At 61.1% G+C, this 26,778-nt stretch carries 22 protein-coding genes, 1 tRNA gene and 1 riboswitch; of the genes, 15 read left to right on the top strand and 8 right to left on the bottom strand.

Annotated features, from left to right (window positions below; translation table 11 throughout):
* The first annotated feature begins 17 nt into the window (after positions 1 to 17).
* Genes ACFOKJ_RS04085 through argE form a run of 3 tightly spaced genes read left to right on the top strand, consistent with a single transcriptional unit; the run spans position 18 to position 2,274 of the window.
* Positions 18 to 437 (top strand): RidA family protein, encoded by a 420-nt coding sequence (locus ACFOKJ_RS04085; RefSeq protein ID WP_390276832.1) that lies wholly within the window; start codon positions 18 to 20, stop codon positions 435 to 437.
* Complete coding sequence (locus tag ACFOKJ_RS04080; RefSeq protein ID WP_390276831.1) at positions 437 to 1,111, top strand: DUF1028 domain-containing protein; 675 nt, start codon at positions 437 to 439, stop codon at positions 1,109 to 1,111. Before ACFOKJ_RS04085 ends, ACFOKJ_RS04080 begins: the two co-directional genes overlap by 1 nt.
* Entirely contained in the window at positions 1,108 to 2,274 is a 1,167-nt protein-coding gene (gene argE, locus ACFOKJ_RS04075; RefSeq protein ID WP_390276830.1) for an acetylornithine deacetylase, read from the top strand. Before ACFOKJ_RS04080 ends, argE begins: the two co-directional genes overlap by 4 nt.
* 459 nt (positions 2,275 to 2,733) lie before the next feature.
* Here the strand turns inward: argE and ACFOKJ_RS04070 are convergent, their stop codons facing one another.
* Positions 2,734 to 3,333, bottom strand: coding sequence for a hypothetical protein (locus tag ACFOKJ_RS04070; RefSeq protein ID WP_390276829.1), 600 nt, complete (start codon positions 3,331 to 3,333; stop codon positions 2,734 to 2,736).
* A gap of 74 nt (positions 3,334 to 3,407) precedes the next feature.
* Positions 3,408 to 4,310, bottom strand: coding sequence for a hypothetical protein (locus ACFOKJ_RS04065; RefSeq protein ID WP_390276828.1), 903 nt, complete (start codon positions 4,308 to 4,310; stop codon positions 3,408 to 3,410).
* Positions 4,311 to 5,151: 841 nt separating this feature from the next.
* Between ACFOKJ_RS04065 and ACFOKJ_RS04060 the strand changes: the two genes are divergently transcribed.
* The gene (locus tag ACFOKJ_RS04060; RefSeq protein ID WP_390276826.1) at positions 5,152 to 6,027 is read left to right on the top strand and encodes a hypothetical protein; all 876 of its coding nucleotides are present in this window, start codon (positions 5,152 to 5,154) and stop codon (positions 6,025 to 6,027) included.
* A 185-nt stretch (positions 6,028 to 6,212) separates the two neighbouring features.
* Here the strand turns inward: ACFOKJ_RS04060 and ACFOKJ_RS04055 are convergent, their stop codons facing one another.
* The 3 genes from ACFOKJ_RS04055 to ACFOKJ_RS04045 form a co-directional block, all read right to left on the bottom strand.
* Positions 6,213 to 7,598, bottom strand: a complete 1,386-nt coding sequence (locus tag ACFOKJ_RS04055; protein ID WP_390276825.1) for an aspartate aminotransferase family protein — start codon at positions 7,596 to 7,598, stop codon at positions 6,213 to 6,215.
* Positions 7,599 to 7,665: 67 nt separating this feature from the next.
* Positions 7,666 to 9,087: an APC family permease gene (locus ACFOKJ_RS04050; protein ID WP_390276824.1), complete on the bottom strand. Its 1,422-nt coding sequence runs from the start codon at positions 9,085 to 9,087 to the stop codon at positions 7,666 to 7,668.
* 54 nt (positions 9,088 to 9,141) lie between these two features.
* Positions 9,142 to 10,638, bottom strand: a complete 1,497-nt coding sequence (locus ACFOKJ_RS04045) for an aldehyde dehydrogenase (RefSeq protein WP_390276823.1) — start codon at positions 10,636 to 10,638, stop codon at positions 9,142 to 9,144.
* A 162-nt stretch (positions 10,639 to 10,800) separates the two neighbouring features.
* On the opposite strand from ACFOKJ_RS04045, the gene ACFOKJ_RS04040 reads away from it, so the two are divergent.
* The 10 genes from ACFOKJ_RS04040 to ACFOKJ_RS03995 all read left to right on the top strand — a co-directional run bounded on the left by ACFOKJ_RS04040 (position 10,801) and on the right by ACFOKJ_RS03995 (position 23,409).
* Positions 10,801 to 11,583 (top strand): LuxR C-terminal-related transcriptional regulator, encoded by a 783-nt coding sequence (locus ACFOKJ_RS04040; protein WP_390276822.1) that lies wholly within the window; start codon positions 10,801 to 10,803, stop codon positions 11,581 to 11,583.
* Between the two features lie 459 nt (positions 11,584 to 12,042).
* A complete protein-coding gene (locus ACFOKJ_RS04035; RefSeq protein ID WP_390276821.1) occupies positions 12,043 to 12,642 on the top strand; it encodes a response regulator transcription factor in 600 nt (199 codons plus the stop codon).
* A 387-nt stretch (positions 12,643 to 13,029) separates the two neighbouring features.
* On the top strand, positions 13,030 to 13,398 hold the full coding sequence (locus ACFOKJ_RS04030; RefSeq protein ID WP_390276820.1) for a response regulator: 369 nt from the start codon (positions 13,030 to 13,032) through the stop codon (positions 13,396 to 13,398).
* Positions 13,399 to 13,408: 10 nt separating this feature from the next.
* Entirely contained in the window at positions 13,409 to 13,723 is a 315-nt protein-coding gene (locus tag ACFOKJ_RS04025; RefSeq protein ID WP_390276819.1) for an STAS domain-containing protein, read from the top strand.
* Positions 13,707 to 15,773: a chemotaxis protein CheA gene (locus tag ACFOKJ_RS04020; protein ID WP_390276817.1), complete on the top strand. Its 2,067-nt coding sequence runs from the start codon at positions 13,707 to 13,709 to the stop codon at positions 15,771 to 15,773. The genes ACFOKJ_RS04025 and ACFOKJ_RS04020 overlap by 17 nt, the downstream gene beginning before the upstream one ends.
* Positions 15,774 to 15,809: 36 nt before the next feature.
* Positions 15,810 to 17,414, top strand: coding sequence for a methyl-accepting chemotaxis protein (locus tag ACFOKJ_RS04015; protein WP_390276815.1), 1,605 nt, complete (start codon positions 15,810 to 15,812; stop codon positions 17,412 to 17,414).
* 11 nt (positions 17,415 to 17,425) lie between these two features.
* On the top strand, positions 17,426 to 17,932 hold the full coding sequence (locus ACFOKJ_RS04010; RefSeq protein WP_390276814.1) for a chemotaxis protein CheW: 507 nt from the start codon (positions 17,426 to 17,428) through the stop codon (positions 17,930 to 17,932).
* Positions 17,933 to 18,325: 393 nt separating this feature from the next.
* The gene (locus ACFOKJ_RS04005; protein ID WP_390276813.1) at positions 18,326 to 18,715 is read left to right on the top strand and encodes a hypothetical protein; all 390 of its coding nucleotides are present in this window, start codon (positions 18,326 to 18,328) and stop codon (positions 18,713 to 18,715) included.
* Positions 18,699 to 19,955: an EAL domain-containing response regulator gene (locus ACFOKJ_RS04000; RefSeq protein WP_390276812.1), complete on the top strand. Its 1,257-nt coding sequence runs from the start codon at positions 18,699 to 18,701 to the stop codon at positions 19,953 to 19,955. Before ACFOKJ_RS04005 ends, ACFOKJ_RS04000 begins: the two co-directional genes overlap by 17 nt.
* Before the next feature lies 1 nt (position 19,956).
* The gene (locus tag ACFOKJ_RS03995) at positions 19,957 to 23,409 is read left to right on the top strand and encodes a response regulator (RefSeq protein WP_390276811.1); all 3,453 of its coding nucleotides are present in this window, start codon (positions 19,957 to 19,959) and stop codon (positions 23,407 to 23,409) included.
* A gap of 342 nt (positions 23,410 to 23,751) precedes the next feature.
* Here the strand turns inward: ACFOKJ_RS03995 and ACFOKJ_RS03990 are convergent, their stop codons facing one another.
* The 3 genes from ACFOKJ_RS03990 to ACFOKJ_RS03980 form a co-directional block, all read right to left on the bottom strand.
* Positions 23,752 to 24,237: a hypothetical protein gene (locus tag ACFOKJ_RS03990; protein WP_390276810.1), complete on the bottom strand. Its 486-nt coding sequence runs from the start codon at positions 24,235 to 24,237 to the stop codon at positions 23,752 to 23,754.
* 106 nt (positions 24,238 to 24,343) lie between these two features.
* Positions 24,344 to 24,778: a hypothetical protein gene (locus tag ACFOKJ_RS03985; protein WP_390276809.1), complete on the bottom strand. Its 435-nt coding sequence runs from the start codon at positions 24,776 to 24,778 to the stop codon at positions 24,344 to 24,346.
* Positions 24,779 to 25,168: 390 nt separating this feature from the next.
* Positions 25,169 to 25,244: transfer RNA gene (locus tag ACFOKJ_RS03980), tRNA-Thr, on the bottom strand.
* 364 nt (positions 25,245 to 25,608) lie between these two features.
* A riboswitch (TPP riboswitch) is annotated at positions 25,609 to 25,702 on the top strand.
* Positions 25,703 to 25,757: 55 nt separating this feature from the next.
* Between ACFOKJ_RS03980 and ACFOKJ_RS03975 the strand changes: the two genes are divergently transcribed.
* Positions 25,758 to 26,771, top strand: a complete 1,014-nt coding sequence (locus ACFOKJ_RS03975) for a thiamine ABC transporter substrate-binding protein (protein WP_390276968.1) — start codon at positions 25,758 to 25,760, stop codon at positions 26,769 to 26,771.
* The last annotated feature ends 7 nt before the right edge of the window (positions 26,772 to 26,778 follow it).

Genomic DNA, 26,778 nt, shown 5'->3' with positions numbered 1-26,778 from the left:
ATCACAAGGTGACAAACATGATCCACAAGCGTATCCGCCCGTTCAATACCAAGGAAACCTACCCGGAGCAGAACCTCAACAACGACCTGTGCCAGGCAGTGGTGGCCGGCAACATCGTGTTCGTCCGCGGCCAGATCGGCCAGGACCTGGAAACCCGCGAATCGGTAGGCATCGGCGATGTCACCGCGCAGGCGGAAAAGGCGATGTCCAACATCAAGATGCTGCTGGAAGAGTCCGGCAGCTGCCTGGAGCACATCTGCAAGATCGTCATCTACATCATCGACCCGCGTTACCGCGAAGCGGTGTACCAGGTGGTGGGCAAGTGGCTCAAGGGGGTGTACCCGGTATCCACCGGCCTGGTGGTATCCGCGCTGGCGCGCCCGGAATGGCTGGTGGAAATCGACGTGACCGCCGTGATTCCCGAGGAGCGTAGCTGATGACCTTTTCCATCGCTGCCCGTTGCCGGCAAAGCGGCATGGTCGGCGTGGCCGTGGCCTCGTCCAGCATTGCCGTGGCCAGCCGCTGCGCCAATGTGCGCGCCGGGGCCGGCGCCGCGCTGAGCCAGAATGTGACCAACCCCATGCTGGGCCGGCTGGCGCTGGCGCAGATGGCTGCCGGGCAGGAAGGCGATGCGCTGCGTGCCAGCCTGTTGGCCGCAGACCCGTTCATCGACTGGCGCCAGCTGGTGCTGGCGCCGCTGCATGGCACGCCGCAGGTCATCACCGGTAGCCACGCGCTGGGGGTGTACGGTGCGGCTACCGGGCGGGATTGCGCCGCCGGCGGCAACCTGCTGGCCAGCCCGCAGGTGCCGCAGGCCATGGTGGATGCGTTCGAAGCCAGCAGCGGCAGCCTGCCAGAGCGGCTGCTGGCGGCGCTGCAAGCGGCGGTGGATGCCGGTGGCGAGGCCGGGCCGATTCATGCCGCCGGCCTGCTGGCCACGGGGGATACCGAATGGCCCAGTGTCGACCTGCGCATCGACTGGAGCGACGGCGCACCGGTGGCCGAGTTGGCCGCACTGTGGCAACGCTACCAGCCGCAGATGGCGGCCTACGTCACCCGCGCCGTATCGCCGCAGGATGCCCCCAGCTACGGTGTGGCAGGAGACCCATGATGGAGCAACATTCTTCGCTCGGCCTGCTGCAGACCCTGGTGGGCTTCGACACCGTCAGCCAGCATTCCAACCTGGCGCTGATCCACTTCGTGCGCGACTACCTGGCGCAGTACGGCATCGCCAGCCAGCTGGTAAGCAACGAGGAGGGCAGCAAGGCCAACCTCTACGCCACCATCGGCCCCACCGATCGTGGCGGTGTGATGCTGGCCGGGCATACCGACGTGGTGCCGGTTACCGGCCAGCACTGGAGCAGCGATCCATTTTGTCTCGATGTCCGCGACGGCCGCGCCTATGGCCGCGGCAGCGCCGACATGAAAGGCTTCATCGCCGCAGTGTTGGCCGCGGTGCCGGCGTTTGCGGCCGCAAAGCTGCACACCCCGCTGCATATCGCGCTCACCTACGACGAGGAGATCGGCTGCATCGGCGTGCGCCGTCTGCTGGACGTGCTGGGCGGGCTGCCGGTGCTGCCGCAGATGGCCATTGTCGGCGAGCCCACGCTGATGCGGCTGGTGGCGGCGCACAAGGGCAAGGTGGCGTACCAGGTGAAGCTGCGCGGAAAGGAAGGCCACTCCAGCAACCCGGCTGCCGGGGTGAACGCGGTGGAGTACGCCGCCGAGCTGATCACCTTCATTCGCCAACTGGCACGCGAGCGAGAGGCCTGCGGGCCGTTCGACCCGCTGTACGAGGTGCCGTACACCACGCTGCACGTGGGCAAGATGCATGGCGGCACCGCGCTGAACATCATTCCGGCCGCCAGCGAATTCGAATTCGAAATCCGCCACTTGCCGGAGGATGACCCGCAGCCCTTGCTGAACGCCATCTTCCACTACGCCCGCGGCCAACTGCTGCCGGCAATGCGTGTGGTGGACCCGGATGCCGGTTTCGAGTTTGTCGAGCGCAGCAGCTACCCCGGCCTGCTTACCGCGCCGGATAGTGCGGTGGTGCGCTTCGTGCAATCGCTGCTGGGCGACGATCGCGCCCCGGCCAAGATCGCCTTCGGCACCGAGGCCGGGCTGTTCTCGCAGCGCGTCGGCATTCCGGCCGTGGTGCTGGGGCCGGGCAGCATAGACCAGGCGCACAAGCCGGACGAATGGCTGGCGCTGGAGCAGCTGTCCGCCTGCGACACCATGCTGGCCACGCTGTTGCAGCGGCTTGGCGGCTAGCGCTGCAGTTGTTGTTGTGCCGTACTTTCGGGTACGGATCGTTGCTTTGCTGTTTGCTATCTGCAAGTCCTTGGCCCGCTTCGGCGGGTTTCTTTTTTTGTGCGGGCTGTTTTGGTGCTGGCGTTGCTTGTAACGCCCGGCAGGTTGGCCGCAAGCGGCCGGGTGCTGGTGTTTGGCGCGCTTTGTGGGCAGGGGTGGTTGTGAGGGGTGTATGTCTATGTGTGGGCTGGATGCTGTTGAATGTTGCCTGTCGCCACCAGGAGCGCAAAACGATATGATGAATGAATTTTGCCGCGAACGGCTAGGGGGACAAGAGATATCAGCAAGGCAAGGAGTCTTCGCCCATCTGTATTTGGAAGTAGAGGCTGTTGCATTGAAGTACCTTAACGAAGCGTCCTACGTTTGACATGAAAGGCGGTCGACGGACGCAGTCCGTTGAACGTCCTCTCAATGGAATGGTTAGACGATTTTTCCGCTTCGCTCTAGCTCAAGCCCCAAGGTGTTGAGCACGCCCTGTAGAAAATCAACGATGATCGCAGTTGCAATCTCTTGAGCTAGAACAGCCGTTTCAGGCGTAGCAGGTTCTGCTCGATGAGCGACAGAGTTTCTTGCCTTTTGCACTGCCGTGATTTCTTCCCAAATGTTCTTCGTATGACCAGAGATCTTATAGTTTTCAAAATCAACCATTCCATACTTGCTCATGATTGCAGATAGAACCTCTTTAAAACGATCAAGGCCGTTGTTCTTGACCACCAGATCAGAGACCAAGTCTGCTACTGACTCGTTATGAACTAGGCCGTAAATTACTGGTTTTAGAACAGCACTTTTAAGGGCGACTTCGATGGCGGCCGTAAAGAGTAGCAGTGCTGCGGTCGGAGATTTTTCTGCGACAGACTTTGCCTCACGATAAATTTCAAACACATTTTCAGCCAAGGATGGATGCTTGCGGTAATACGAGGACAACCGCCCAGAAGTAAACCCATCAATAGCCTCAGCAGAAATGCTCTCTTGCATTTCGGATAGCCATTTCTCTTCTGCGATCTCGTCCGGAGTCATCATTGCGGGTTTCACCTAACGTTTGACATAACTGGACTGGCGCGGCCTTATCGCGCCAGTCCATGTTGAAAAATGGGTCAGCCAGCATTTCCGGCAACTAACCAGTTAAGACGATTTAGGTAGCAGAAATGAAGTACGGTACCGTATGACACTACGGCCTCAAGCTCTTCGCCATCAGCGAACTCGCTGGCAAGTTGCTGGATCGCTCTTGCGCCTTCAAAGAACCGTGCTTGCAAATATGAAGCCTCATCGGTTACTGACTCCATTGCGGATTTCACCGCCTGAGACAGCATCGCGAGCTCTTCGATGGCGGATCCCGTTGCGTTGCCGTTATGCTCAACAAGCGAGCTAACTCGTTCTAGGAGAGATGGTCCCTCGCTCGGTGTTGGGTCAATATTTGCAACGCCATGGGCACCAGGCATAGAGAAGTTCCAAGCCGAATGGCCTTTAAGTACTGAGATATCAGGAAAGGTAGAATTCTCCACAATCCGTGGCTCAACTGTCCACTTGTGAAGGAGCGACTCCTTATGGAACGCTGGGCACGCGTAACAGACAATTGCCCGTCCTTTCAACTTCTGTTGTAGTTTTTCAAGGGCAACCTGTTGGTGAGGTGTTATCTCGAATCTCCAGTAAGGCGATTTGAGGCCATGAGCTTTCAAAACCTTCGGCACATAGCGCCCGTACTGAGGGCGCTTGGCTTGAATGAAAACATTTAGATGAAAGGACGGGAGTTTTTTCTTGGAGCGACGAAGATGCCAAATGTAATCCCAGTTGTAACGTGACAAGACAACGCCGTCTAAAGGCGCATGGTGTCCATGAAGAGCATGAAGGTATGCATGCGTTGTGAATAATGCGTGATCTATCCCGATGTGCTTCTCAAAGACCTGTCCCGGCTCCCAGAGCAGGCTGGAGGTGGAGAGTTGATTAAACAGCGGGCCGCGATATTCTGCTTCTTCAAATTCACAATTCTTAAGTGGCACTCAACTGACCTCATTAATGATGGCTAACTAGTTAGTAGGTTAGTAGACAGCCCTATTGGTCCGCCTGCTATTAATCGTACGGGCAGTGGTTTTCATCTTAATCTGTTGATTTGCATCAACGGCATAGCCGATTTCTTTATTCGTATCAATAGACGGATAGCGCTCCTATGTTACTTCATTTGCATTTTTTTCGCCTAGGAAAAGATGGGAGCGTCTTGGCTATCGAAAGGCCTGCTTTGAGTTGGGGGCGGTCACTGGAGACGTGTGCGCTGACCGACCGCTCAGACCGAGCTGTTCGCGCTCAGCAAACGCGCTGAACGTCCGTAGCTAACGGTAAGCTGTCGTTGCCGAGTCCGAGATGCGAAGGTCCGTCTAGGAATTGCGGTTTCAGGAATGTGTTGCATCCATTGGTTGAATCCGCAGTCGAAAGCTGTCACTCATCCTGACGAACAATATCGCGACTCAGCCAAATACCCCGCCCCACAAAAGATAAAGGTTGGCCGCATGCGGCCAACTATTGTCTTTTACAACTCACCACCTGCAGTCTTCAGGTGGGCGTTCTTCGAATTACATCATCGGTAGCCCGGCCACTCTCCATTGCCGGCAGCAGCATGCTGCCCGGTTTCCGGTGCCGGGTTGGTAAACGCCAAGCGGATTTCGGCGCCCATTCTGCTGGTAACCGTCGGCACAATGGACAGGCCTAGCCCGGAGCAGGTCTGCTCGTCGCCGAGTGTACGACAACGTGGCCAGGCCAGCGCAGCCCCCGGATCTGGACCGCCGACATGGCAGTATGGTTATGACCGCCATATATTGAAGTCAGGTTCTGACCGAGATTGCTTACATGCGAATGCTTGCCCGCCGCTTGCTGCTGATAATCGCCATTTGCTGGACTGCAATGGCGCAGGGGGCGGAAACGGTGCGCTTTCCTGACTACCCGGATATCAACAAGGCCTTTTTTCTTGCCGTGCTGCAACTGGCGCTGGATAAAAGCGGCCAGCAATACACCTTGTCGCCGGTAGTGCCGAAAATGCTGCAAGGGCGGTCCATTGCGCTGGCCATGGCGCCCGGCGGCAACCTGGATGTGCTGTGGACCATGACCACGCGCGAGCGGGAGACGCAGCTTATTCCGGTACGCCTGCCGGTAGACCGGGGCCTGCTGGGCTGGCGTATCGCCCTGGTGCGGCAGGACAATGCCGCCCTGTTCTCCAGGGTGCGTACCGTTCAGGACTTGCGCTACTTTATCGCCGGCCAGGAGCACGACTGGCCGGATACCGGCATCCTGCGCGGCAGCGGTCTGCCGGTGATTGCCGTCAGCCGGTACGAATCCTTGTTCAGCATGCTGGCGGCCAAACGTTTCCACTACTTTCCCCGTGGCGTGACGGAAGCATGGGCCGAGCTTGAGGCCCACCCTGGCCTCGGGCTTACCGTTGATGGCTTCATCGCGCTGCATTACCCGGCGGCCGAGTATTTTTTTGTCACCCCCGGCAAGCCCTACCTTGCCGCGCACATCCAGCAGGGCTTGCAACGGGCGCAGGCCGACGGCGGCTTCGACCGTTTTTTCCATGAGCACTTCGACCGGATCTTGCAGCGTGCCAGGCTGTCGCAGCGCCGCATTCTGGAGCTGCCCAACCCATTGATCGATGCGGACAGTTTGCTGCCGGCTGATTCGCCGTGGTGGTATCACCCCGAGCGCCCCGTCCCCGCGAAACCAAACTGACGGGCACCTTGGAAAACCATGGGTTTTCGCGGTGCCCGCCTCGTTTTGCCTTGTCTCGTTACCGCTTGACCTGGTTACCGCTTGGGTTACCGCTTGACCTGGTCGGCGGCCTGGCTGGTGGCTGGCGCCAGCAGCAGGCCCGCCGTGGCCAGGGTGGGGCGCCTGTTGGCATTGCGCACTAGCGCTTACAGCACGCCGATCTCGGCGGCGGTGCGGTCTACTGCCAGCCTGGTCTTGTCTATCAGCTCGTCGATTTCTGCGTGGTTGATCACCAGCGCCGGCGCCATGATCATGCGGCCCAGGGTGGAGCGGATGATCACGCCTTCCTCGAAGCCGATGGTGCGGCAGCGCCAGGCGATGTCGTTCTCGTTGGCAAAGCGTTGGCGGGTGGGCTTGTGCTGGCAGAACTGCAGTGCCGCCACCAGGCCGGTGCCCTGGATCTCGCCCACCAGCGGATGCTGGTCGAACACCTCGCGCAGGCATTTCTGCAGGTAGGGGCCGGTGTCGGTCTTCACCCGCTCGACAATGCCTTCGCGCTGCAGCGTGTCCAGATTGGCCAGCGCCACGGCGGCGGCCACCGGGTGGCCGGCGTAGGTGAGGCCGTGGGCGAACACGCCGCCGTGCTCCACCAGTGCCTCGCCCATGCGGCGCGACAGCACCAGGCCGCCCATCGGGATGTAGCCGGAGGTCAGCCCCTTGGCGATGCTGATGGTGTCCGGCTGGAAGCCGAAGTGCTCATGGGCGAACCATTCGCCGGTGCGGCCGAAGCCGCCGATCACTTCATCGGCGCACAGCAGCACGTCGTACTGGCGGCAGATGCGCTGGATTTCCGGCCAGTAGCTCTCCGGCGGAAAGATCATGCCGCCGGCGCCCTGGAACGGCTCGGCCACGAAGGCGGCCACCTTGTCGGCGCCCAGCTCCAGGATCTTGGCTTCCAGCTCCTGCGCGCACTGGCGGCCGAATTCCGCCGGGCTCAATTGGCCGCCGTGCGCAAACCAGTACGGCTCGCCGATGTGCACCACGTTCGGAATCGGCAGGTCGCCCATCTCATGCATGAACTTCATGCCTCCCAGGCTGGCGCTGCCCACGGTGGAGCCGTGGTAGCCGTTGTGGCGGCCGATGAAGATTTTCTTGCTTGCCTTGCCCGCCACGTCCCAGTAGCGGCGCACGGTGCGGATCAGTACCTCGTTGGCCTCGGAGCCGGAGTTGGTGTAGATCACGTGGCTGTAGTCGCCGGGCAGCAAGGAAAACAGCAGCTCGGACAGCTCGTTCACCGCCGGGTGGGTGGTGTGGAAGAAGGTGTTGTAGTAGCTGAGCTGCTGCAGCTGGCGGGTGGCGGCGTCGATCAGCTCCTGGCGGCCGTAGCCGATATTGGTGCACCACAGGCCGGACATGCCGTCCAGGTACTTGTTGCCGTCGGTGTCCCACAGGTAGACGCCCTTGCCTTCGGCCATTACGCGCGGGCCTTCCTGGTTCAGGGCTTTCTGGTCGAGAAAGGCGTTGATGTGGTGGGCAGCATCCAGCTGCTGGTAGTCGCGGGTACTGCGGCTGCGGTTGCGGGATGTAGTCATGGCGATAACCTCGTCAGTGTGTGATCTGGCGCCAGGGCCGGGCCCTGGCGGGAAAGCGAAAGGGTGGTTACTGGCGTGCCAGCGCTGACTCCAGTGGTTCCGGGCGGAACAGCGGTTTGCGCATCACCAGCTTGATCCACAGGATGGCGATCAGCGATACCAGCCCCAGTACCGCGCCGGCATAGCCGAAGATGGCGGCGGTCATTTCCGGTGTTGGCGACACGTAGTAGATCGATACCAGCATGCCGGCGATGCCCACCAGCTGGGTCAGCGGGTAGAACGGGGTCTTGAACGGCCGTGCCAGCAGCGGGTAACGGCGGCGCAGGGCAATCACATCCAGGTGGCAGATGATGTAGGCCAGCAGCCAGGCAATGGCGGCCGCCAGTAGCAGTAGACCGATGGTGGCCGGGTCGTTGCCCATCAGCAGGACAGGGGCGCCGGTGATCAGCGACACGAACAGCACCGCTACCCACGGGGTGTTGTGGCGCTTGCTCAGCAGTTTGAACTGCGGAAACACCTGGCCGTTATGTGCCATGCCATACAGCATGCGCGGTACCGCGGCCAGCGAGCTGTTGAGGGTGCTGCAGGTGGCGGTAATGGCGGCCACCACCAGGAACAGCTTGCCGGTTTCGCCCAGCAGCGCGGTGGCGTACAGATAGTGTGGCAGTGCCGATGCGGCCAACTGCTCGCGCGGCACATAGAACAGCGCACCAATGCTGTACAGCGCGGTAGTGACGAAGATCACCACGATGCCAAGAATCATCGCCAGCGGGATATTGCGCTCCGGTTGGCGGGACTCCTCCACCAGCGGGCAGGTGAACTCGGCGCCGACAAAGCCCCAGATCGCCAGTGCCACCAGGGTGAGCACGCTGGCGCCCAGGGGATTCCAGTCACTGCTCACCGCCTGAACCAGCTGCGGGTGGCTGCCGCTGCCGGCCATGGCAGCCAGGCCCAGCGCCAGCAGCACGATCACCATCACCAGTGCCAGTACGGATTGCAGCTTGGCAAATACGTCGATGCCCAGCAGGTTCAGCAACGTGAACAGCAGCAGTACACCGTAGGCAATGCTCAGGTGCGGAAAGACACCGGGGTAGACCTGGTTGATGATCTGGTCCAGCAGCAGCAGCTCGGCCGATAGCGCGAACATTGCCACCACAACGTAGCCGGAGAAGGTGGCGAGGATGGCGGGGAACTGCCCCAGCGCCACTTCGGTGTAGCTGCTAAGGCTGCCGGCACGGGGAATCATCAGTGCCAGCTCGGAAAATGACATCACATAGGTGAGTGCCAGCACGAATGCCAGTGCAAGCGGGATGAGAAAGCCCAGCCCGGCAATGCCGGCACCCTGCAGCATCAGCACCATGACGCCCTGCGATACCACCAGGCCGATGGCCACGGCAAGCAGGGAGCCCAGGCCCAGGCTTGGTCTGGGCTTGGCGGTTGCTGGCGAGGCGGCCAGAGGAGGGGCGGAGTAGAGATGCGAATCGTTCATGATGTGTCTCCTACTGTCTTGTTGTTGTAACCAGGGAACTACAGCGCTGTGTGGCTAGCCACGCAGCTGCACCCAGGTGGTTTTGAGCTGGGTGAATTTGTCGACGGCGTGCAGCGACAGGTCGCGGCCGAAGCCGGACTGCTTGTAGCCGCCGAAGGGAATGCCGGGGTCGAGCGCGTCCACGGTGTTCACCGATACGGTGCCGGCGCGCAGTCGGCGAGCCACGCGGTGGGCGCGGGACAGGTCGTTGGTCCATACCGATGCGGCCAAGCCATAGATGCTGTCGTTGGCCAGCGCCACGGCTTCGGCCTCGGTATCGAAGGTCATTACCGCCAGCACCGGGCCGAATACCTCTTCGCGCGCCAGCGTCATGTCCGGGGTAACGTCGCTGAAAATGGTGGGGCGGATGTAGCAGTCGCTGCCGTTGATGCTGGCGCGCTCGCCGCCGCACAGCAGGCTGGCGCCTTCGCGGCGGGCGATGTCCACAAAGGTCATGATGCGGTCGGCCTGGCGGGTATCGACGATGCTGCCGGTGCGGGTGGCCGGGTCCAGCGGGTTGCCCGGCTGCAGCGCATCCACCTGCTTGAGCAGCTTCTGCAGGAAGGCATCCTTGATCGAACGCTGCAGCAGCAGGCGCGAGTTGGCGGAGCACACCTGGCCCTGGTTGAAGAAGATGCCGAAGGCGGCGCGTTGCGCGGCGGCGTCCAGGTCGCTGTCTGCGAACACCAGGTTCGGGCTCTTGCCGCCGCACTCCAGCCACACCATCTTCATGTTGGATTCCGAGGCGTAGCGCAGGAAGTATTTGCCCACCTCGGTGGAGCCGGTAAAGCTCAGGCAATCGATGTCCGGGTGCAGGCCCAGCGGGCGGCCAACCTCTTCGCCATAGCCCGGCAGCACGTTCAGCACGCCGTCCGGCAGGCCGGCCTCCTGGGCCAGCTCCGCCAGGCGCAGCGCGGACAGCGGCGATTGCTCGGCCGGCTTCAGAATCACGCTGTTGCCGGCGATCAGCGCCGGTGCCAGCTTCCACGCCGCCATGTCCAGCGGGAAGTTCCACGGAATCACCGCTGCCACCACGCCTACTGGCTCGCGGGTGATCAGCGCCAGTGCGTCATGGGCGGTGGGGGCCACCTCGTCGTACAGCTTGTCGGCGGCTTCGGCGTACCAGTCGAACACCGCGGCGGTGCCCGGCACATCGATAGTGCGGGCATCGGCAATCGGCTTGCCCATATCCAGGCAATCCAGCAGCGCCAGCTCGTCGCCGTGCTCGCGGATCAATGCGGCCAACCGTTGCAGCACGGTTTTGCGCTCGCGCGGGTGGCAGCGCGACCACACTCCGGCTTCGAAGCTGGCGCGGGCGGCCAGTACTGCCAGCTCGACATCGGCCTCGCCGCAGCGGGCAATCTCGCCCAGCGACTGGCCATTGATCGGGCTGATGTCGGCGAAGGTGCGGCCGTCAGCGGCCGGAACGAACTGGCCGTTGATGAAGGCCTGGCAGCGCGGTCGCAGGGCGGCGGCGCGTTGTTGCCAGTACGTCAGGTCATGCAGGGTCATGGGCTCACTCCGTTTTTCCGGCGCGGCTGAGGGTGGGTTGGCCGCATGCTGCTGGCCGTGCCGCGCGTTGTGAGGCCATACTAGTAAGCCCCCGCAGTGACGGACATCACGCAGAAACGTTAGCGGGGAGGGGTAGGAATAACCTTAACGGGGTAGGCGGACATGCAGTTGAACGTGGCGGATCTGGCGTTTCACCAGCGGCTGGGCAGGCTGCTCTGCAGCATCGATAGGGCGGCGTTCTGGCAGCAACTGGCAGCCTTCCTGCGTGAACAGCTGGCATTTGATACCTGGGTGGCGGTGCTGTTCCGCCCGGATGTGCCGCCGCTGGTGCTGGCCGACCATGCGGTGAATTACGCCGACGACAACCTGTTTGCCGACTACCTGAACGGCCTGTACCTGCTGGATCCGTTTTATAGCTTTGCGTTGAAATGCCCGACTGCCGGTGTGTACCGGCTGGACGAGGTGGCGCCGGACAGCTTTCGCGATACCGAATACTGCCGGCATTACTTCTCGCGCAATGTGGTTACCGACGAGCTGCAGTTCCTGCTGCCGCTGCCGCAGGGCACGCTGTCGCTGTCACTGGGCAGCCAGCGCCGCTTCAGCGATGCCGAAATTGGCTGCTGCAACCTGTTCGCGCCCTGGCTGCTACCCATGCTGCGCCTGGCCGCACAGCGGGAAGACAAACTGGTAGCGCCGGCCAACGACACCCCGCGCCGCAGCCGCCAGCAGCTGGAAGAGGCGCTGCGCCTGCGTGGCGCAACGCCGCTGACCAATCGCGAGGTGGAAGTGGCTTTGCTGATCCTTGGGGGGCACTCCACCAAGGGCGTGGCGCGCGAGCTGGATATCTCGCTGGAAACCGCCAAGGTGCACCGCCGCAACCTGTACGCCAAACTGGGCGTGTCCAGCCAGGCGGCGCTGTTCCTGCTGTTTGCCGAGCTGCAGTAGCGACGCGACTCAGCCAGTTTGGCTGGGGCGCCATCCATCGGCACCTTGCTGCGGCCGAACCCATCGCCACCCGTGGCGTGCTTGTGGCTATTGGGCACCTCGAAAAACTCCAGCTTTCGTCGCGATGCTGCGTTGCTCACGAAAAATTACTCCTTACATATCAAACATATACTGCGTCAAAATTTTCCACTCGCACCTTGTCTCGCTTAGAAATCCGGGCCTATTCACGGCCGCGTATTATTGCCATTCAAAATCGAAACTACAGTCTGTTAACCAGGCTTGAATTGCGGCCTCATTAATTTCTACACTGCTTTCGTACGCTTGCAGCTAGTGATATTCACGTGTGTTTTATAGAAACACGCTGTGTTTTTGTTTGTTGCTATTGTCGACCATAAAACATATCTACCTCGGTTTTATACTGAAAAGCCGTGTGCAGGTATTGAAAGCAAAGGGCGAATCATGTCCAGTCTGCGCTCCAGGATTCACATAGTCGATGATGACGATATTACGCTGTGGATGTTTCGCGAGCTGCTGCAGCAGCTGCATGCCGAGGTGCTGTCCTATGCCTCTGCCCACGCATTCCTGGCCAGCTATTACCCCTTTCCCTCCGAGTGCCTGGTGTGCGACCTGCGCATGCCGGAGCTGGGTGGCCTGCAGGTACAGCAGCACCTGCAGCAGGCTCAGCGGCAGGTGCCCATCATCTTCGTCTCTGGTCAGCCCGACGTGCGTTCGGCGGTGGAGGCCATGAAGTGTGGAGCATTTGATTTTCTGGAAAAGCCGGTAAATGGCCGACTTTTGCTGGAAAAAGTGCAGTGTGCGCTGGCACATTGCCGCGACCTGCACGCCCAGCAGGTGGCTGCCAGCACCCAGCTGGCACGTCGGGCACTGCTGACGCCGCGTGAGCTGCAGATTGCCGAGCTGCTGGTGCAGGGCAAGTCCAGCAGCCAGATTGGCCATGAGCTCGCCATCAGCACCCGTACCGTGGAAAACCACCGTGCTCGGCTGAAAGACAAGCTGCACATTTCCTCTACCGCCGAGCTGGTGCGGCTATTTCTATAAATACAGGCCAATGGTGCCTGGCATGTTTACTCCCGGCGATGGGGAGTAGATTTACTCGGTCTGTCAGTTAGTAACTGTCGGGTTATTTTCCTAGCCTTAGTGGCAGGAGGTAATGATGACAGTCCCAATAAAATCAACGCGACACCATGTTTTGCCATGGTTGGCGACTATTGTTCTGGAACCGGAAGATTTGCCTGTTTTTGTCCAGTGGGCAATATCAGGCGGTGGTTCCATATTTTCGCCATTGTCGGCCGCTCTGGTTTGCCAATCGCCAAACTGTTTGCCGGCAAATATCTTCCCCCTGGCCGGGAGCATCGCCTATCCGGCCTGGCGCCATCCTGGTGTCTCCTGTCGTAGTTGCCACCTGTCATTAGTGGAGACCACAGCATGAGCCGATCGATTCTTATCGTGGATGACTCCATGAGCATGCGCCAGACGCTGGCGATCGCGCTGCGTGCCGGCGGTTACGAGGTAACCGAGGCGGTAGATGGCAAGGATGCGCTCACCAAGCTGGATGGCCGCAAGTTCAACCTGATCATTTCCGACGTGAACATGCCCAATCTGGATGGCATCAGCTTCGTGAAGCAGGCCAAGCTGCTGCCGGCCTACCGCTTCACCCCGGTGCTGATGCTGACCACCGAGGGCGACGAAAAGAAAAAGGCGGAAGGCAAGGCCGCCGGGGTGAAGGCGTGGATCGTCAAGCCGTTCCAGCCGCCGCTGCTGCTGGATGCAGTATCGAAACTACTGGTGATGTGAGGAGACCGCCATGCATCGCAAACCCGCGATAACGCCGCCAGCTACCGCCATAAAGCTGGAGGGCGCCATGACAGTGATGATGGCTGGAGAACTGCGTGAGCAGTTGCTGGTGGTGCTGGGACACACGGCGGGCGTGTTGCGTGTGGATCTGTCTGCCGTCAGCGAACTGGACAGTGCCGGCTTGCAGTTATTGCTGGCACTGGTGCGGGAAGGCCCGCAGGTGCAGCTGCATTCGCCCAGCCCTGTGGCTGGTGCGCGCATCCGTCGCCTTGGACTGATTGGCGCGCTGCGGCTGGAACAGGAGATTAATGATGGAACACCATGATGCGCTTACCTCGCTGGTGCAGGAGGCTAGGGAACTGCTGACGCAGATGGAAGCCGCGCTGCTGGAAATCGAGGAATACGGCGTGGACGACGAGCGCATCAACGCCGTGTTCCGTGCCGCGCACACCATCAAGGGTTCGGCCGGGCTGTTCGCGCTGGACTTGATCGTGGATTTCACCCACGTGATGGAAAGCGTGCTGGTGCAGGTGCGCAATGGCGAGCTGGCGCTGGACGGCGAACTGTCTGCGCTGCTGCTGGGCTGTGGCGACTACCTGGCCGGCCTGATCAATGTGCTGGAGGAGGGTGACAGCGAGCACGATCCAGCACCGGAAACCCGCACCGAGCTGCTGGCGGCATTGGGCCAGCTGTTGGAAACCGCAACGCCCGTCCCTGCGGCCCTGCCCGGTAATGGCCTGGGTGCCGCCGACAGCGGGGAGGAGGCATCTGCCGCGCAGGAGGGTACAGGTACGGGCTGGCAGATACTGCTGCAGCCATCGCCCGACCTGCTGCGCATGGGTATGGATCCGCTGTCCTTCATTCTCTACCTGGAGCGCCTGGGCCGCCTGCAGCAGGTGGCGACCCAATTCCAGATGCTGCCCTCATTGCAGGAGCTGGATCCGGAGCGCTGTTACCTGAGCTTTTCCTTGCAGCTGCTTACCAGCGCCAGCCGTGAAAGTGTGCTCCAGGCGTTCGAATTCATTATTGACGATTGCGACATCACGCTGACCGCGCTGCCCCCCGATTCCACCTGCCAGGTGCAGGAGGTGTCGCTGCCGCCGGCAGTCGGTCGCGACAATGCCGGCCTGGTGCCTCGGCCGGTAGGCATGCCGAGCCAGCGCGCCACCGATCGCCCGGAGCAGACGCTGATCAAGATCGAGGCACGCAAGCTGGACCAGCTGATCGACGCCGTGGGCGAGATGGTGATCGCCACCGCCGGCACCCGGGTGTTGGCCGCACGCGGCAGCGATGGCGAACTGCGTGAAGCACTGGCCGAGCTGGAACTGGTAGTGGAGCGCATCCGCGACCGCGCGCTGGAATTGCGCATGACGCCGATCGGCGACGTGTTCCAGCGTTTTCCGCGCGTGGTGCGTGACGTGTCCAAGGAGCTGGGCAAGAAGATCGAACTGGTGATCAGCGGCGCCGAGACCGAGCTGGACAAATCGATGGTGGAAAAGCTGTCCGACCCGCTGCTGCACATCGTGCGCAACGCGCTGGATCACGGCATCGAGCCCACCAGCGAGCGGCTGGCGGCCGGCAAGCCGGAGCACGGCCGGCTGCAGCTGAACGCCTATCACGAGTCCGGCAGCATCGTGGTGGAAATCAGCGACGACGGCCGCGGGCTGAACAAGTCACGCATCTTCGCCAAGGCGGTGGAGAAGGGGCTGATTGCCGAGGACGCGCAGCTGAGTGACGAGGAAATCTTCAACCTGATCTTTGCCGCCGGGTTTTCCACTGCCGAACAGGTTACCGATATTTCCGGCCGTGGCGTGGGCATGGACGTGGTGCGGCAGAACATCAGCCAGCTGCGCGGCAGCATCCAGATCAGCTCGCAAGCCGGCATGGGCTCCACCTTCCGCATTCAGTTGCCGCTGACGCTGGCGATCATCGACGGTTTCCAGGTGCTGATCGGGGGCAGCAGTTTCATTCTGCCGCTGGACATGGTGGAGGAGTGTGTCGATGTCAGTGGCCGGTTGGATGAAAACCACGTGGTGTCACTGCGCGGCGAGCCGCTGCCAATCATTGATCTGGAGGCAGTGTTCGATTTGCAGTGGCAGCACGATGGCCGGCAGTCACTGGTAGTGGTGCGCTATGGCCAGCGCCGTGCCGGCATCCTGGTGGATCGCTTTGTGGGTGAAATGCAGGCAGTGATCAAGCCACTGGGGCAATTGTTGCAAGGGGTAAGGGGGTTGGGGGGCTTCACCATTCTTGGAGACGGGCAGGTAGCGCTGATTCTCGACGTGCCACTGCTGGTGCGACAGCAAACCGCTGCTGCCAGCCACTTGCGGGTGGGCCAGTGCCTGGAGCAGCAGGAGCCGAAGCACCGGGCATGAGGCAGTGCAGCGACATTATCGGAAAAGGAGAATGACATGACTTTGTTCAAGCGGATGATGATTTTGGTACTGGCCGGCATGTTCGGGGTGGTGATACTGGCCGGCTTGAGTCAGCGGCAGATGCGGCAGATTTATGATGCGGCCAACTTCGGCAATATCAGTGTGGTGCCCAGCCTGCTGGAGTTGCACCATGCCTATGCCAGCTTCGCCAATAACCGGGTGCTGCTGTGGCAGATTTTGTCGGAGGAAGACAAGTCGGACATCACCAAGATGGAGTCGAAGATCCAGGACAACGATCGCAAGATCGAAGCGGCACTGGTGAATTACGAAAAGAATTACATCGCCAACGAGGCGGACCGGGCGCAGTTGGCGGAGGACCGCGTCAAGCTGGCAGCCTACTACCAGCAGCGCTTGAAGGTGCTGGACATGGTGCATCAGGGCAAGCAGGCCGAAGGGCGGGTGTTCCAGCTTGATAGCCAGCACATTACCCAGGATGTGGCCGAAGCGTTCGAGAAGCATTACCAGATCAATATCGATATCGGTAACGATGGTGCCAAGAGTGGCGAGGCGCTGAAGGATGAGGCCATGCTGCTGTCCATCGGCATTGCGCTGCTGACAGTGTTGTCGTTGCTGGGGATTGCCTTCTTCGTGGTGCGTAGCACCATGCGGCAGATCGGCGGTGAGCCAGCGGAAGTCGGTGCCATAGTCAGCCAGGTGGCAGCTGGCGATCTGACCGTAAAAGTGGACATCCGGAAGGGGGCCGAGCGCAGTCTGCTGGCCTCGGTGAAACAGATGGTGGACAAGCTGTCCGGCATCATCGCCGAGGTGCGCACTGCGGCGGAAAGCCTGGCCTCGGCCTCGGAAGAGGTGTCCGCGTCTTCCAATACCCTGAGCCAGAACGCCACCGAGCAGGCTTCCAGCGTGGAACAGACCAGCTCGTCGATGGAGGAAATCTCCTCCACCGTGGCGCAGAACGCGGAGAACGCCAGCGTTACCGATGGTATTGCCTCCAAGTCGGCGCGCGATGCCCAGGACGGTGGTAAGGCGGTGGCGGAAACGGTGGTGGCGATGCGCAAGATTGCCGAGAAAATCACCATCATCGACGACATTGCCTACCAGACCAACCTGCTGGCGCTGAATGCGGCCATCGAGGCGGCGCGCGCCGGCGACCACGGCAAGGGCTTTGCGGTGGTGGCGGCCGAGGTGCGCAAGCTGGCCGAGCGCTCGCAGGTGGCGGCGCAGGAAATCAGTGGCCTGGCCAACAACAGCGTGGATCAGGCGGAGGACGCCGGCAAGCTGCTGGAGCAGATGGTGCCGTCCATCGGCAAGACCGCCGACCTGGTAAAGGAGATCGCCGCAGCCTCTGCCGAGCAGCGCGGTGGACTGGAGCAGATCAACGGTGCCATCTCCCAGCTATCGCATGCCACGCAGGCCAATGCCTCGGCCTCGGAGCAGCTGTCGGCCACGGCGGAAGAAATGAGTGCCCAGGCGATCCAGTTGCAGGAGCTGATGCAGTTCTTCAAAACAACCGAGCTGAACGCCATGCCGCTGCAGCGCCCGCCGGCCGGCCGTCGCAAGGCCGCTGCCAGCAGTGGCGGGCCAGTCGGAGATATCGATGGTGCCGCGTTCGTGAGCTTTTAGAGGAGCCGACCATGCACGCCATCACTAGCCCGGAACAGTATCTGACCTTCACGCTGGGCAAGGACATTTATGCGCTGCAGATCGCGCCGATACGCGAGATTCTGGAGTACCCGGGGCTGACGGATATTCCGATGACGCCGCAGTTTCTGCGCGGGGTGATCAACCTGCGCGGGGCGGTGGTGCCGGTGATCGACCTGGCGGTGCGCTTTGGCCGCGGGCTCACCGAGGTTGGCCGCAGAACCTGCATCGTGATCAGCGAAATCAGCGGCGACAACGGCCCCCTGCCACTGGGCATCCTGGTGGACGGCGTGAACGAAGTGCTGGAGGTGGAGCCGGAGCAGATCGAAGACAGGCCGGATTTTGGCCTGGGGGTCCGCCCGGATTTTGTCAGCGGCATGATCCGCCTCAACAACCAATTCATCGTGATGCTGGATATCGGTCGCGTGCTGTTGCTGGGCGAGCTGGAGCAGCTGGTAGCGGCCGAACTGGCGTCACAGGATGGCTCGCTGCCGTGCTGAAGCATGTGCTACCGAGGCCACCATGGTGCGGGAGCGAGGCTTGAGTCAGGCCGTATTCCGGTAGCGGGTGCACGGCTGCTGTAACGCTATTGCCTGCGCGGTACCGCCAGACGCCGGCAAGCCGCGGGCCGGCGAAGCATTGCGGCAACGTGGTGGTTTGTCGAGCACGAGCTGATGCACGCCCGCGCTGGCTTGGGAAAGTTTGCCGTGCTTTTTCATGAGCAACGACTGACTTTGTTTCGGCCTGCCAGGCAAGGCTCGAGTGGTGTGCCACGCCATGCAGGCACGGAGACCCGGTGGCTGGCGGTATGTGGAGCGGGCGGAAACCCTGTATGGCATGGAGCTGGCGCTGGATAGTGTGCAGCCGTCCATCTATCGCAAGCGGGAGGCGTAATGGGACAGCAATGGGTGGGGGTCGGCGAGATCGGGCCGGCGTGGCATGAGGCCGGACTGGCCGCGAAGCCGGGTTACTGCGTGAGCACCATGCCGTGGCATTGCCACTGCGCTGTGGCACTGATGGAGCAAGTGCTGCTACCGCAGCGAGCCATGGCCAGCGCCCGCGATACCGATGCGTCATGGACGCTGATGTGCGGCAGCCTGGCGCGACGCGATATGCAGCGGGTGCGGTTGCAGGCAGAGGTATGTGATGTTGGTGGGGTGCGGCACCGCACTCTTCCGGTCTGCGTGGTTAGCGGCTGGTTGCAGCGCAGCCACGGCAGGGCAGATGTCGATTTGCTGGCAGCAATGCCTGCCGAGGTCTGGTGCCATGGAAATGCCTGTTGAACTCTCTGCGCGCATTTTCCAGCTTGGCGTACTGGTGGTGGACGACAGCCCGGTACAGCGCCAGGTGGCGGCGGCCATGCTGCGCAGCATGGGCATCCAGCCGCTGTACGAAGCTGTGGACGGGGTGGATGCGCTGCGTCTGCTGCGGGTGCTGCAGCCACAGCCGGCCGTCATCCTGCTGGATCTGGAAATGCCGGGCATGGATGGCATCGAAACCGCGCAGCAACTGGTGGAGGAGGAAAACTGCCCAGGCCTGCTGTTTGCCAGCGGGGCCGATGCAGGCATCCTGCAGGCGGTAGCCAGCATGGCGGAAGCACTGGGGCTGCCATTGCTGGGCACTCTGCGTAAGCCGCTGGAATTTGCCGCACTGCACCAGGCGTTGGCCCGCTACGAGTGGGTACTTAGCCGCGGCCAACATGCCGAGCCACTGCCCTCGATCGAGCAGGCAGTCCTGAGTCAGGCCATTGTCGAGCGCCGGATCCGCCCCTATTACCAACCCAAGATACGGCTGGCGGATGGTGTGGTTACCGGGCTGGAGGCGCTGGCGCGCTGGCCGGATGAAAACGGCGCCATGATCGCGCCCTGCCGCTTCATCGATGTTGCGGAGCGGCACCGCCTCATCGATGCCCTGACCCTGCTGGTGCTGGACCAGGTATTGCAGGACTTGGTGCACTGGCATGCCAGCGGCTTTTACCCCACGGTAGCCATCAATATCTCGGCGCCATCGCTATCGGGGCGCGGCTTTGGCCAGGCCATCATCGAGCGGGTGACAGCGGCTGGCATTGTTCCGGTGGCGCTGGTGCTGGAAATCACCGAAAGCGCGTTGGTGGGAGACCTGGCGGCAGCGCTGGCGACGCTGGGACGGTTGCGCATGAAGGGCTTTGGCTTGTCGATCGATGATTACGGCACAGGCTTTTCATCCATGCAGCAGCTGTCGCGCCTGCCATTTACCGAATTGAAGCTGGATGGCTCCTTTGTGCGCCACTCGCCGCAGAAATGGCAGCTGCGCACCATTCTGGAGGCGGCGCTGAGCATGGGGCAGCGCCTGGGGCTGCGTACCGTGGCCGAAGGGGTGGAAACGCAGGAAGAGCTGGCCTTGCTGCGCCGGCTGGGCTGCGAGTATGCGCAGGGTTATCTGCTGGCGCGCCCGATGCCGGCTCATGAGCTGCTGCCCTGGCTGCAGCGCGAACAACCGCGCTTGCAGACCATCTGCCAGCAGGCGGCAGAAGAGGGAGACTGATATGCATGCAAAACAGTGGCGGCAGGATACCCGGAACAGCGTGCTGCTGGCGCTGTGTGCCAGCGCCTTGCTATGGCTGGCCTGTGGCGTGCTGCTTGGTGCGCTGGAAACGGCGCAGCGTCATGCGGTGGAGCAACATATCCAGCGCACGCTGGACAGCATGGATCGTCTACTGGCGCTGCAGCGGCAGGATACGCTCGACCGCGTGCGCAGCGTGGCGGCAGAGCCGCGACATCAGCAGCTGTTTGCGCAACTGCTGCGTTCGCCGCAGGACAAGCAGCTGCAAGCGCGATACCAGCGCTGGATCACGCCGATCTACCTGGGCCGGGGGTTCGACGGCTATAGCCTGATGAGCGCGGATGCCGGGCTGCTGGTGGCGGCCAGTAGCCCGGCCTATGTCGGCAGGCCGCTGCAGACCGAAGGCGCACACGATGTGCTTGCCACGGCGCGGCGCGAGGGGTTGGCCATCTCGCGCCCCATCATCCCGCCACGACTGTTGCTGACCGGCGGCAAGCTGCAGCCACAGGCGCAGCCGTTCCAGGTTGGCTGTGCCCGTATCGGCAGCCAGGCTCGCCCTGTCGGTTTCCTGTGCCTGCGCGAAAACCCGCAGCGGCGGCTGTTTCGCGTGCTGCAGGCCTACCAGTCCGGCGATAGCAGCATGGCGTACGTGGTGGATGCCCGTGGCCAGATCCTGTCGCCAGTGGCGCGCTACAGTGGCCAGGGGCCGATGCCGCCGCGCTATCGTGATGCCCGCGAGCCGGGAAGCGGCCCAGGTGAGCTTGGCAAGTTCACCCAGGTGGTGGGGCTGATGCTGGCCAGCCGTGGCAACAGCGGTGTGCAGTTTGCTTACCCTGATTATCGCGGAGTCGCCGTGGTCGGCGCCGCGCGCTGGTTGCCGGCCAGCGCCATGGGCATCGTAGTGGAGCAGGATATGGCGGGCCTGTTCGCACCTTATTACTTTGCCCGCAACGTGGCACTGCTGCTGGCGCTGGCAGCGACGCTGCTGATCGGCGGCCTGAGCCTGGCGCACTGGCGCGCACGACGGCGGCTGGCCTTGCGTGACGGCATGTTGGCCGCATTACGCGACAACTTGCCGCTGGCTATGCACATCAAGTCGCCGGATGGTCGCTACCTGATGATCACCCCGAGCTTCGAGGCGCTGTTGCAGTTGCAGCCGGGGCTGGCTATCGGACATACGGATGCGCAGCTGTTTACGCAACCGCCCTTGCTGCAAACCACGCAGGAGCACGCGACGGTGCTTGGCAGTGGTGAGGTGACCGTGGTCGAGCGCTGTGTGCCGCATGCCGCACCGGTGCAACATTACCGGCTGCTATGTTTCCCGGTACACGAGCCGGGGTCGCCGAAGACCATTGCCATCGGCACCGTGGCAGTGGACATTACCGAGCAGCCTGTGGCCGGGCCGCAGGCGGAGGTGGAGGCGCAGGCTTGTTCCCTGGAGGAGCTCGTGGCGGAGCGAACCTGCGAACTGGCTGCCGCGCGGGATCTGGCCGAGGCGGCGGCGAGTACCAAGACCGAGTTCCTGGCCAATATGAGTCACGAGATACGCACGCCGCTGAACGCCATCATGGGCATGACCGACCTGGCGCTGCAGCAGCCGTGTGTGCCCCAGCTGCGGCACTACCTACAGCAGGTGAAGGGCTCCAGCCGCCACCTGTTGGACATCATCAACAATATTCTGGATCTGTCGCGCATTGAGGCCGGCAAGCTGCCGCTGGATGTGGCCGAATTCTCGCTGCAGGGGCTGCTGGAGCACGTGGCCGGGCTGGTCTGGGTGGCAGCGGATGCCAAGGGCTTGCAACTGTCGATTGATATCGGCCCCGGCATCGCGGACTCACTCCGTGGCGACGCCATCCGCATCAGTCAGATACTGACCAACTTTGCCAACAACGCGGTGAAGTTCACCCGGCAGGGCAGCGTGGTGTTGCGAGTGCGCTGCCTGTTCCAGCGGGGCGAGCACCTGCAACTGCGTTTCGAAGTGGAGGACAGTGGCATCGGCATCGCCGCGGAGCACATGGACACCCTGTTTCAGAGCTTCCAGCAGCTGGACGGCCAGCCGGCGCAGCACGTTGCCGGCAGTGGTCTTGGACTGGCGATCAGCAAGAAACTGGCGGAGCTGATGGGCGGTAACGTCAGCGTGCAAAGCCAGCTGGGGCAGGGCAGTATCTTTGCACTGGACGTCGGCCTGCTGGTAGGTCACATGGCGCCGCTGCCTGCCTTCAGTGCCGATGGTACGCCGCATGTCCTGGTGCTGACTGCAGATCGCGGCCTGCTGGCCTATCTGCGGGCCCGCCTGAATGGCTGTGGCTTGCTGCTGGAGCATGCCGCCACTGCGGTACAGGCGCGGCGGATGCTGACCCTGGCCATGCGCAGCAATGGCTGCTACTCCATGCTGATGCTGGATATGCAGCTATCCGGTGCGCAAGGCATGCTGGAGCAGCTGGCGCGCCCGGAAATGAAGCTGCACGGCGGGGTGACAGTGGTGCTGGATGATAATGCCGCTGCCACCGAGGTCGACAGCCTGCAGGGTGTGCAGGAGCTGACGCTGCCCCGCTTCCCCGAAGACCATGTGCTGGTGGCGCTGTGCTACGGCGTGCAGGCCATGGCGGTAGAGGAGGCTTTGCTCACGCGGCGCACGCAGTTGTCTGGCTATCGCGTGCTATTGGTGGAAGACAATGCGCTCAACCAGGAGCTGGTGTGCGGCCTGCTCTCCCGGGTGGGCATGCAGGTGGTGACAGTGGACTGCGGGGAGGACGCACTGCGGCAACTGCAACGGCAGGCATTCGATGTGGTGCTGATGGACGTGCACATGCCCGGCATGAATGGCTTCGTTACTACTGCGCAGATTCGTGGCGACCCGCGCTTTGCCAAGCTGCCCATCGTGGCGCTGACCGCGCGTGCAATGGAGGGCGATCGTGCCTGTTGCCTGGCTGCCGGCATGAGTGACTACCTGACCAAGCCGCTCAAGCCAGCGCTGCTGTTTGATGTGCTGTACCGCTACTGCGCCGCATCGCGGCCCGCCCCGGGGCAGTTTGCCGTCTCGCCGCCTCCCTTGGCGGGCAGTGAAATCGCCGGTATCGATCTGCAGCAGGGGTTGGCCAGCACCATGGGCAATATCGAGTTCTATGTCCGTCTGCTTGCCCGGGTGGTGAACGAACAGGTGGATCTGGCGGACCGGCTGCAGCAAGCCTACGAGCAGGGGAGCTGGGGGGATATGCAGGAACTGCTGCACAGTGGCCGCTCGGTGCTTGGGGCTATCGGGGCACGTCAGTTACAGCAATTCTGCAGCGACATGGAGCAGCTGCTGGCGCAGCCCGAGCGGTTGGGGCTCTGCCTGCAGCAATTTGTGGTCGACTATGGCGCCATGATTCACGATGGGCGTCGCTGGTTGGCCGCACAAGCCGCACCTGCGTCACGGTCTGCTGGCGCGGAGTGATACCAGCGGTGTTTGTACGCCTAGGCACAAAAAAACAGGGCCTTGTCTTTGACAAGGCCCTGTTTTGTATTTGGTGCCGGCGGCAGGAATCGAACTCGCGACTCCCTGATTACAAGTTATGTGTCTTTTTTAGCAAAAACAGGTGGTTAGGTGGATTGTGCTTCTACAAATTATCCGAGAATGCCCCTGTTTTACCCTTGTTTTGCGGGGTTTCCTTTTGTTTTTGTAGAAGTCTATATCGGTTGGCTTGCTACACATGCTCTGGCATATACCGGACATTTCGGTTCCCAATTACCCACAAGTGCAGCCTGCAAGTGGTTCCTCTCTTCGGGATTGTTATGGCTATTTTTCAAGTAATGCACGGTAGTAATCTGCAATATTGTTTTCTGGCCCTTGGAAAATGCGATTGTGCGCACGTCCCCAAGGCCAGAAGTTAACTCCGGATGTTGCCTGAAGCCCAGGATATTGCTGGCCATTCAACGAGAAAATGCCCCATGAGCCGCCGTGATTTTTGCGATACACCTCGCCAACATAGCTGCCGAAAGCCTTAGCTACGGCCATTGTTTGTTCTTCTGTGGGGCGAGGATTCGTGGTAAGAAACGACAAATGCATCATCGCTAATGACTGCTCAACCTTTGCGATACTTGCGTCAGACCAGTCAAGCGAAATATTGAATTGTTCTTTCGCAAAATCGACAGCATCCAGTGCATAAGCCTCGGCAACCTTTTGCACGTTGGAATCAGGCATGAATGGATGCTCTGTGTCTGCCAAGGCTGGCATCATGAAAGAGAAAAACGACAAACAGAAGATAAGTAAGATGCTGTGCATACATACTCCAAACGTAGAGCTAATCGCTTACAACAACCGAAACATGGCCGCACAGTGAAAAATTGATTTGCCGCCCTTGGGGGTCAATTTGTCTAGGTAGACGTCATTAGTTCACGCGAATTTCTCGGGTGATGGAACCAGAAGAAGATTTATAGACGAACTGTTGCAGGTCAATCTGAATGATCTGGCTGTGAAGTTGTTGTCCGGATTTGAATATTGGTGGCATATCTTCAGTGAAGCTTTCGGTTAGTTTGCCGTTGACTAGTTGCCAGGTTCCCCTCCCGGTGATCGGAAGGATCATTTCGTTGTATTCAATGTGGCCAGTCTTGATGAAGTTGCCATCTGGTTGGTAGGTTGTTCTGCCGACCAGTTTTATGCCTTGTTCATCTTTGTGGACTTCCCACGTACCTACCAGTGTGTTTTCCCACTTTCTGTCCTGAGCTAGTGCCGCTTGCTTCTGTTCGGGGCTCTGCGGTGTACTGCAGGCACCGAGCAGACTGGCCAAACTGACAAGCAGCAGGGCAGAGTAAATTTTGTTCATGTCATAGCCCTTAATATTCAAAATTAATATTGTAATGGCATTGCTGGGTCGATGGTAGGGTTTGACGCTGACAGGGTGGGGCGCGAAGGTGGTGAAATGAGGTATCGGCTCATTCTAGTTGTCCAATGTCGTTTCTACCGGAAGCCTGCTATGTGCCCGTCAAGTGCAGTAGCTGGCCGTGACGTTGAACAGCAGCTCAGGGCCGCTAACGGCCAGCACTTCGAGAAGGGCGACAGACCTGCCGAACCTGCCCTGGGAATCCGCTTGTCACCGAAATTGTAGATTTTGTAGAAAATAGTCAGGTGACTAATCGCGGGGATGTAGAGATGGGTGAAATTCAAAAAACCAAATGAAAACAGCCCCTTGCATTGCTGCAAGGGGCTGTAAATCTGGTGCCGGCGGCAGGAATCGAACTCGCGACCCCCTGATTACAAGTCAGGTGCTCTACCAACTGAGCTACACCGGCGTTAGGGGGCGAATATTAGACTGCTTTGCTTTTTATGGCAAGTATTTTTTATCTGTCGCGCTGGGTAGGGCTAGGTGGGAGTTGGGTGGGCTGGGTGTTATTGCAGCCACACCAGGTTGGCCAGAATGTCGTCAAGCATTTCGCGGCTGGGCAGGAAGTGTTTCATGGTGGCTCCTCCGGATGGATGGCTGCAGTATGGTGTGTGCTTATAGTCTTGTTAAATTGATTGTTTCTTGTTGATTGGTTGCTTGTGGCTATGGTGCGGTGGTGGGCCATGCTGTTTGCGTTGTAGACCAGCGGCAGCTGCCGCGCCAGTAGCGTGGTACTGGCTGTCACGCAATGGCGCGCGGCGTTATACTCGCGCCTCGATCACCGGGGGTGCCTGCCGTGCGGGCTGAGAAATACCCCATCACCTGATCTGGGTCATGCCAGCGGAGGGAGCGTGATGCGCGGCCTGGCCGTGTCCCGCTTCTTCTTTTGGGTGCCGTTGCCAAAAGAGGATGTCTGTAAATGTTGAAGAAAACCGTATTGCTGCTGGCGCTGGCCGGCGTTTCCCTGTCTACCCTGGCTGCCGAGCTGCGGGTGCTGACGCACAATTCCTTCAGTCTGCCCAAGGACAAGCTGGCCGAGTTCGAGAAACAGGCTGGTGTGAAACTGTCCATCATCAAGGCCGGTGATGCCGGCGAGATGCTGAACAAACTGATTCTGACCCGTGTCAACCCGATCGCCGACGTGGTGTACGGCATCGACAATACCCTGATCGCCAAGGCCAATGCCGCCGGTGTGCTGGAGCCTACCAGCAGCAAGGTTGGCCGCAGCGTGGCCGGTATCAGCCTGCCGGGCGCGGTGGCGGTGGATTACGGCTATGTGAACCTGAATATCGACAAGGCCTGGTTTGCCCAGCACAAGCTGGCGCTGCCGGCCAGTCTGGATGATCTGACCCGCCCGGCCTACAAGGACCTGCTGGTGGTGGAAAACCCGGCGACTTCCAGCCCGGGGCTGGCCTTCCTGATGGCTACCATCGCCGACAAGGGCGAGACGGCCGCTTTCCAGTGGTGGGGCAAGCTCCGTGACAACGGCGTGAAGGTGGCCAAGGGTTGGAGCGAAGCTTATTACACCGATTTCAGCCGTAACGGCGGCGCGCGTCCCATCGTGGTGAGCTATGCCACCAGCCCGGCGGCAGAGGTGTTCTACAGCAAGGAAAAACTGGCGGAATCGCCTACGGCCAACCTGCTGCTCAAGGGCGGGGTATTCCTGCAGATCGAGGGCGTGGCCAGGGTGAAGGGCGGCAAGGAGCCGCAGGCGGCGCAGGCGTTTGTCGATTTCCTGCGTGGCAATGCCGCGCAGCAGGCCTTGCCGACCGAAATGTGGATGTACCCGGCGGTGGCTGGCGTGAACCTGGACCCGGTGTTCAAGCATGCACAGCAGCCCAAGGCATTCAGCAACCCCAAGCTGGAAGCCATGAGCAGCAAGACCGCCGGCTGGGTAAGCCGCTGGACGCGCCTGGTGCTGAAGTCCGGCAACTGAGGGGTTG

It is taken from the genome of Vogesella amnigena, assembly GCF_042648905.1.
In the GTDB taxonomy this organism is placed as follows: Bacteria; Pseudomonadota; Gammaproteobacteria; order Burkholderiales; family Chromobacteriaceae; genus Vogesella; species Vogesella amnigena.
This window is presented reverse-complemented; position numbering and strand designations above follow the sequence as displayed.

Bases quoted from the DNA above. Each gene is read 5' to 3' on its own strand.
- ACFOKJ_RS04030 (WP_390276820.1), top strand. From the start codon at position 13,030: ATGAGCCGATCGATTCTTATCGTGGATGACTCCATGAGCATGCGCCAG.
- ACFOKJ_RS04025 (WP_390276819.1), top strand. From the start codon at position 13,409: ATGCATCGCAAACCCGCGATAACGCCGCCAGCTACCGCCATAAAGCTG.
- ACFOKJ_RS04000 (WP_390276812.1), top strand. From the start codon at position 18,699: ATGGAAATGCCTGTTGAACTCTCTGCGCGCATTTTCCAGCTTGGCGTA.
- ACFOKJ_RS04080 (WP_390276831.1), top strand. From the start codon at position 437: ATGACCTTTTCCATCGCTGCCCGTTGCCGGCAAAGCGGCATGGTCGGC.
- ACFOKJ_RS04055 (WP_390276825.1), bottom strand. From the start codon at position 7,598: ATGACTACATCCCGCAACCGCAGCCGCAGTACCCGCGACTACCAGCAG.
- ACFOKJ_RS04085 (WP_390276832.1), top strand. From the start codon at position 18: ATGATCCACAAGCGTATCCGCCCGTTCAATACCAAGGAAACCTACCCG.
- ACFOKJ_RS04050 (WP_390276824.1), bottom strand. From the start codon at position 9,087: ATGAACGATTCGCATCTCTACTCCGCCCCTCCTCTGGCCGCCTCGCCA.
- ACFOKJ_RS04010 (WP_390276814.1), top strand. From the start codon at position 17,426: ATGCACGCCATCACTAGCCCGGAACAGTATCTGACCTTCACGCTGGGC.
- ACFOKJ_RS03995 (WP_390276811.1), top strand. From the start codon at position 19,957: ATGCATGCAAAACAGTGGCGGCAGGATACCCGGAACAGCGTGCTGCTG.
- ACFOKJ_RS04040 (WP_390276822.1), top strand. From the start codon at position 10,801: ATGCAGTTGAACGTGGCGGATCTGGCGTTTCACCAGCGGCTGGGCAGG.
- ACFOKJ_RS04070 (WP_390276829.1), bottom strand. From the start codon at position 3,333: ATGATGACTCCGGACGAGATCGCAGAAGAGAAATGGCTATCCGAAATG.
- ACFOKJ_RS03985 (WP_390276809.1), bottom strand. From the start codon at position 24,778: ATGAACAAAATTTACTCTGCCCTGCTGCTTGTCAGTTTGGCCAGTCTG.
- ACFOKJ_RS04060 (WP_390276826.1), top strand. From the start codon at position 5,152: ATGCGAATGCTTGCCCGCCGCTTGCTGCTGATAATCGCCATTTGCTGG.
- ACFOKJ_RS04005 (WP_390276813.1), top strand. From the start codon at position 18,326: ATGGGACAGCAATGGGTGGGGGTCGGCGAGATCGGGCCGGCGTGGCAT.
- ACFOKJ_RS04015 (WP_390276815.1), top strand. From the start codon at position 15,810: ATGACTTTGTTCAAGCGGATGATGATTTTGGTACTGGCCGGCATGTTC.
- ACFOKJ_RS04020 (WP_390276817.1), top strand. From the start codon at position 13,707: ATGATGGAACACCATGATGCGCTTACCTCGCTGGTGCAGGAGGCTAGG.
- argE (WP_390276830.1), top strand. From the start codon at position 1,108: ATGATGGAGCAACATTCTTCGCTCGGCCTGCTGCAGACCCTGGTGGGC.
- ACFOKJ_RS04035 (WP_390276821.1), top strand. From the start codon at position 12,043: ATGTCCAGTCTGCGCTCCAGGATTCACATAGTCGATGATGACGATATT.
- ACFOKJ_RS04045 (WP_390276823.1), bottom strand. From the start codon at position 10,638: ATGACCCTGCATGACCTGACGTACTGGCAACAACGCGCCGCCGCCCTG.
- ACFOKJ_RS03990 (WP_390276810.1), bottom strand. From the start codon at position 24,237: ATGCACAGCATCTTACTTATCTTCTGTTTGTCGTTTTTCTCTTTCATG.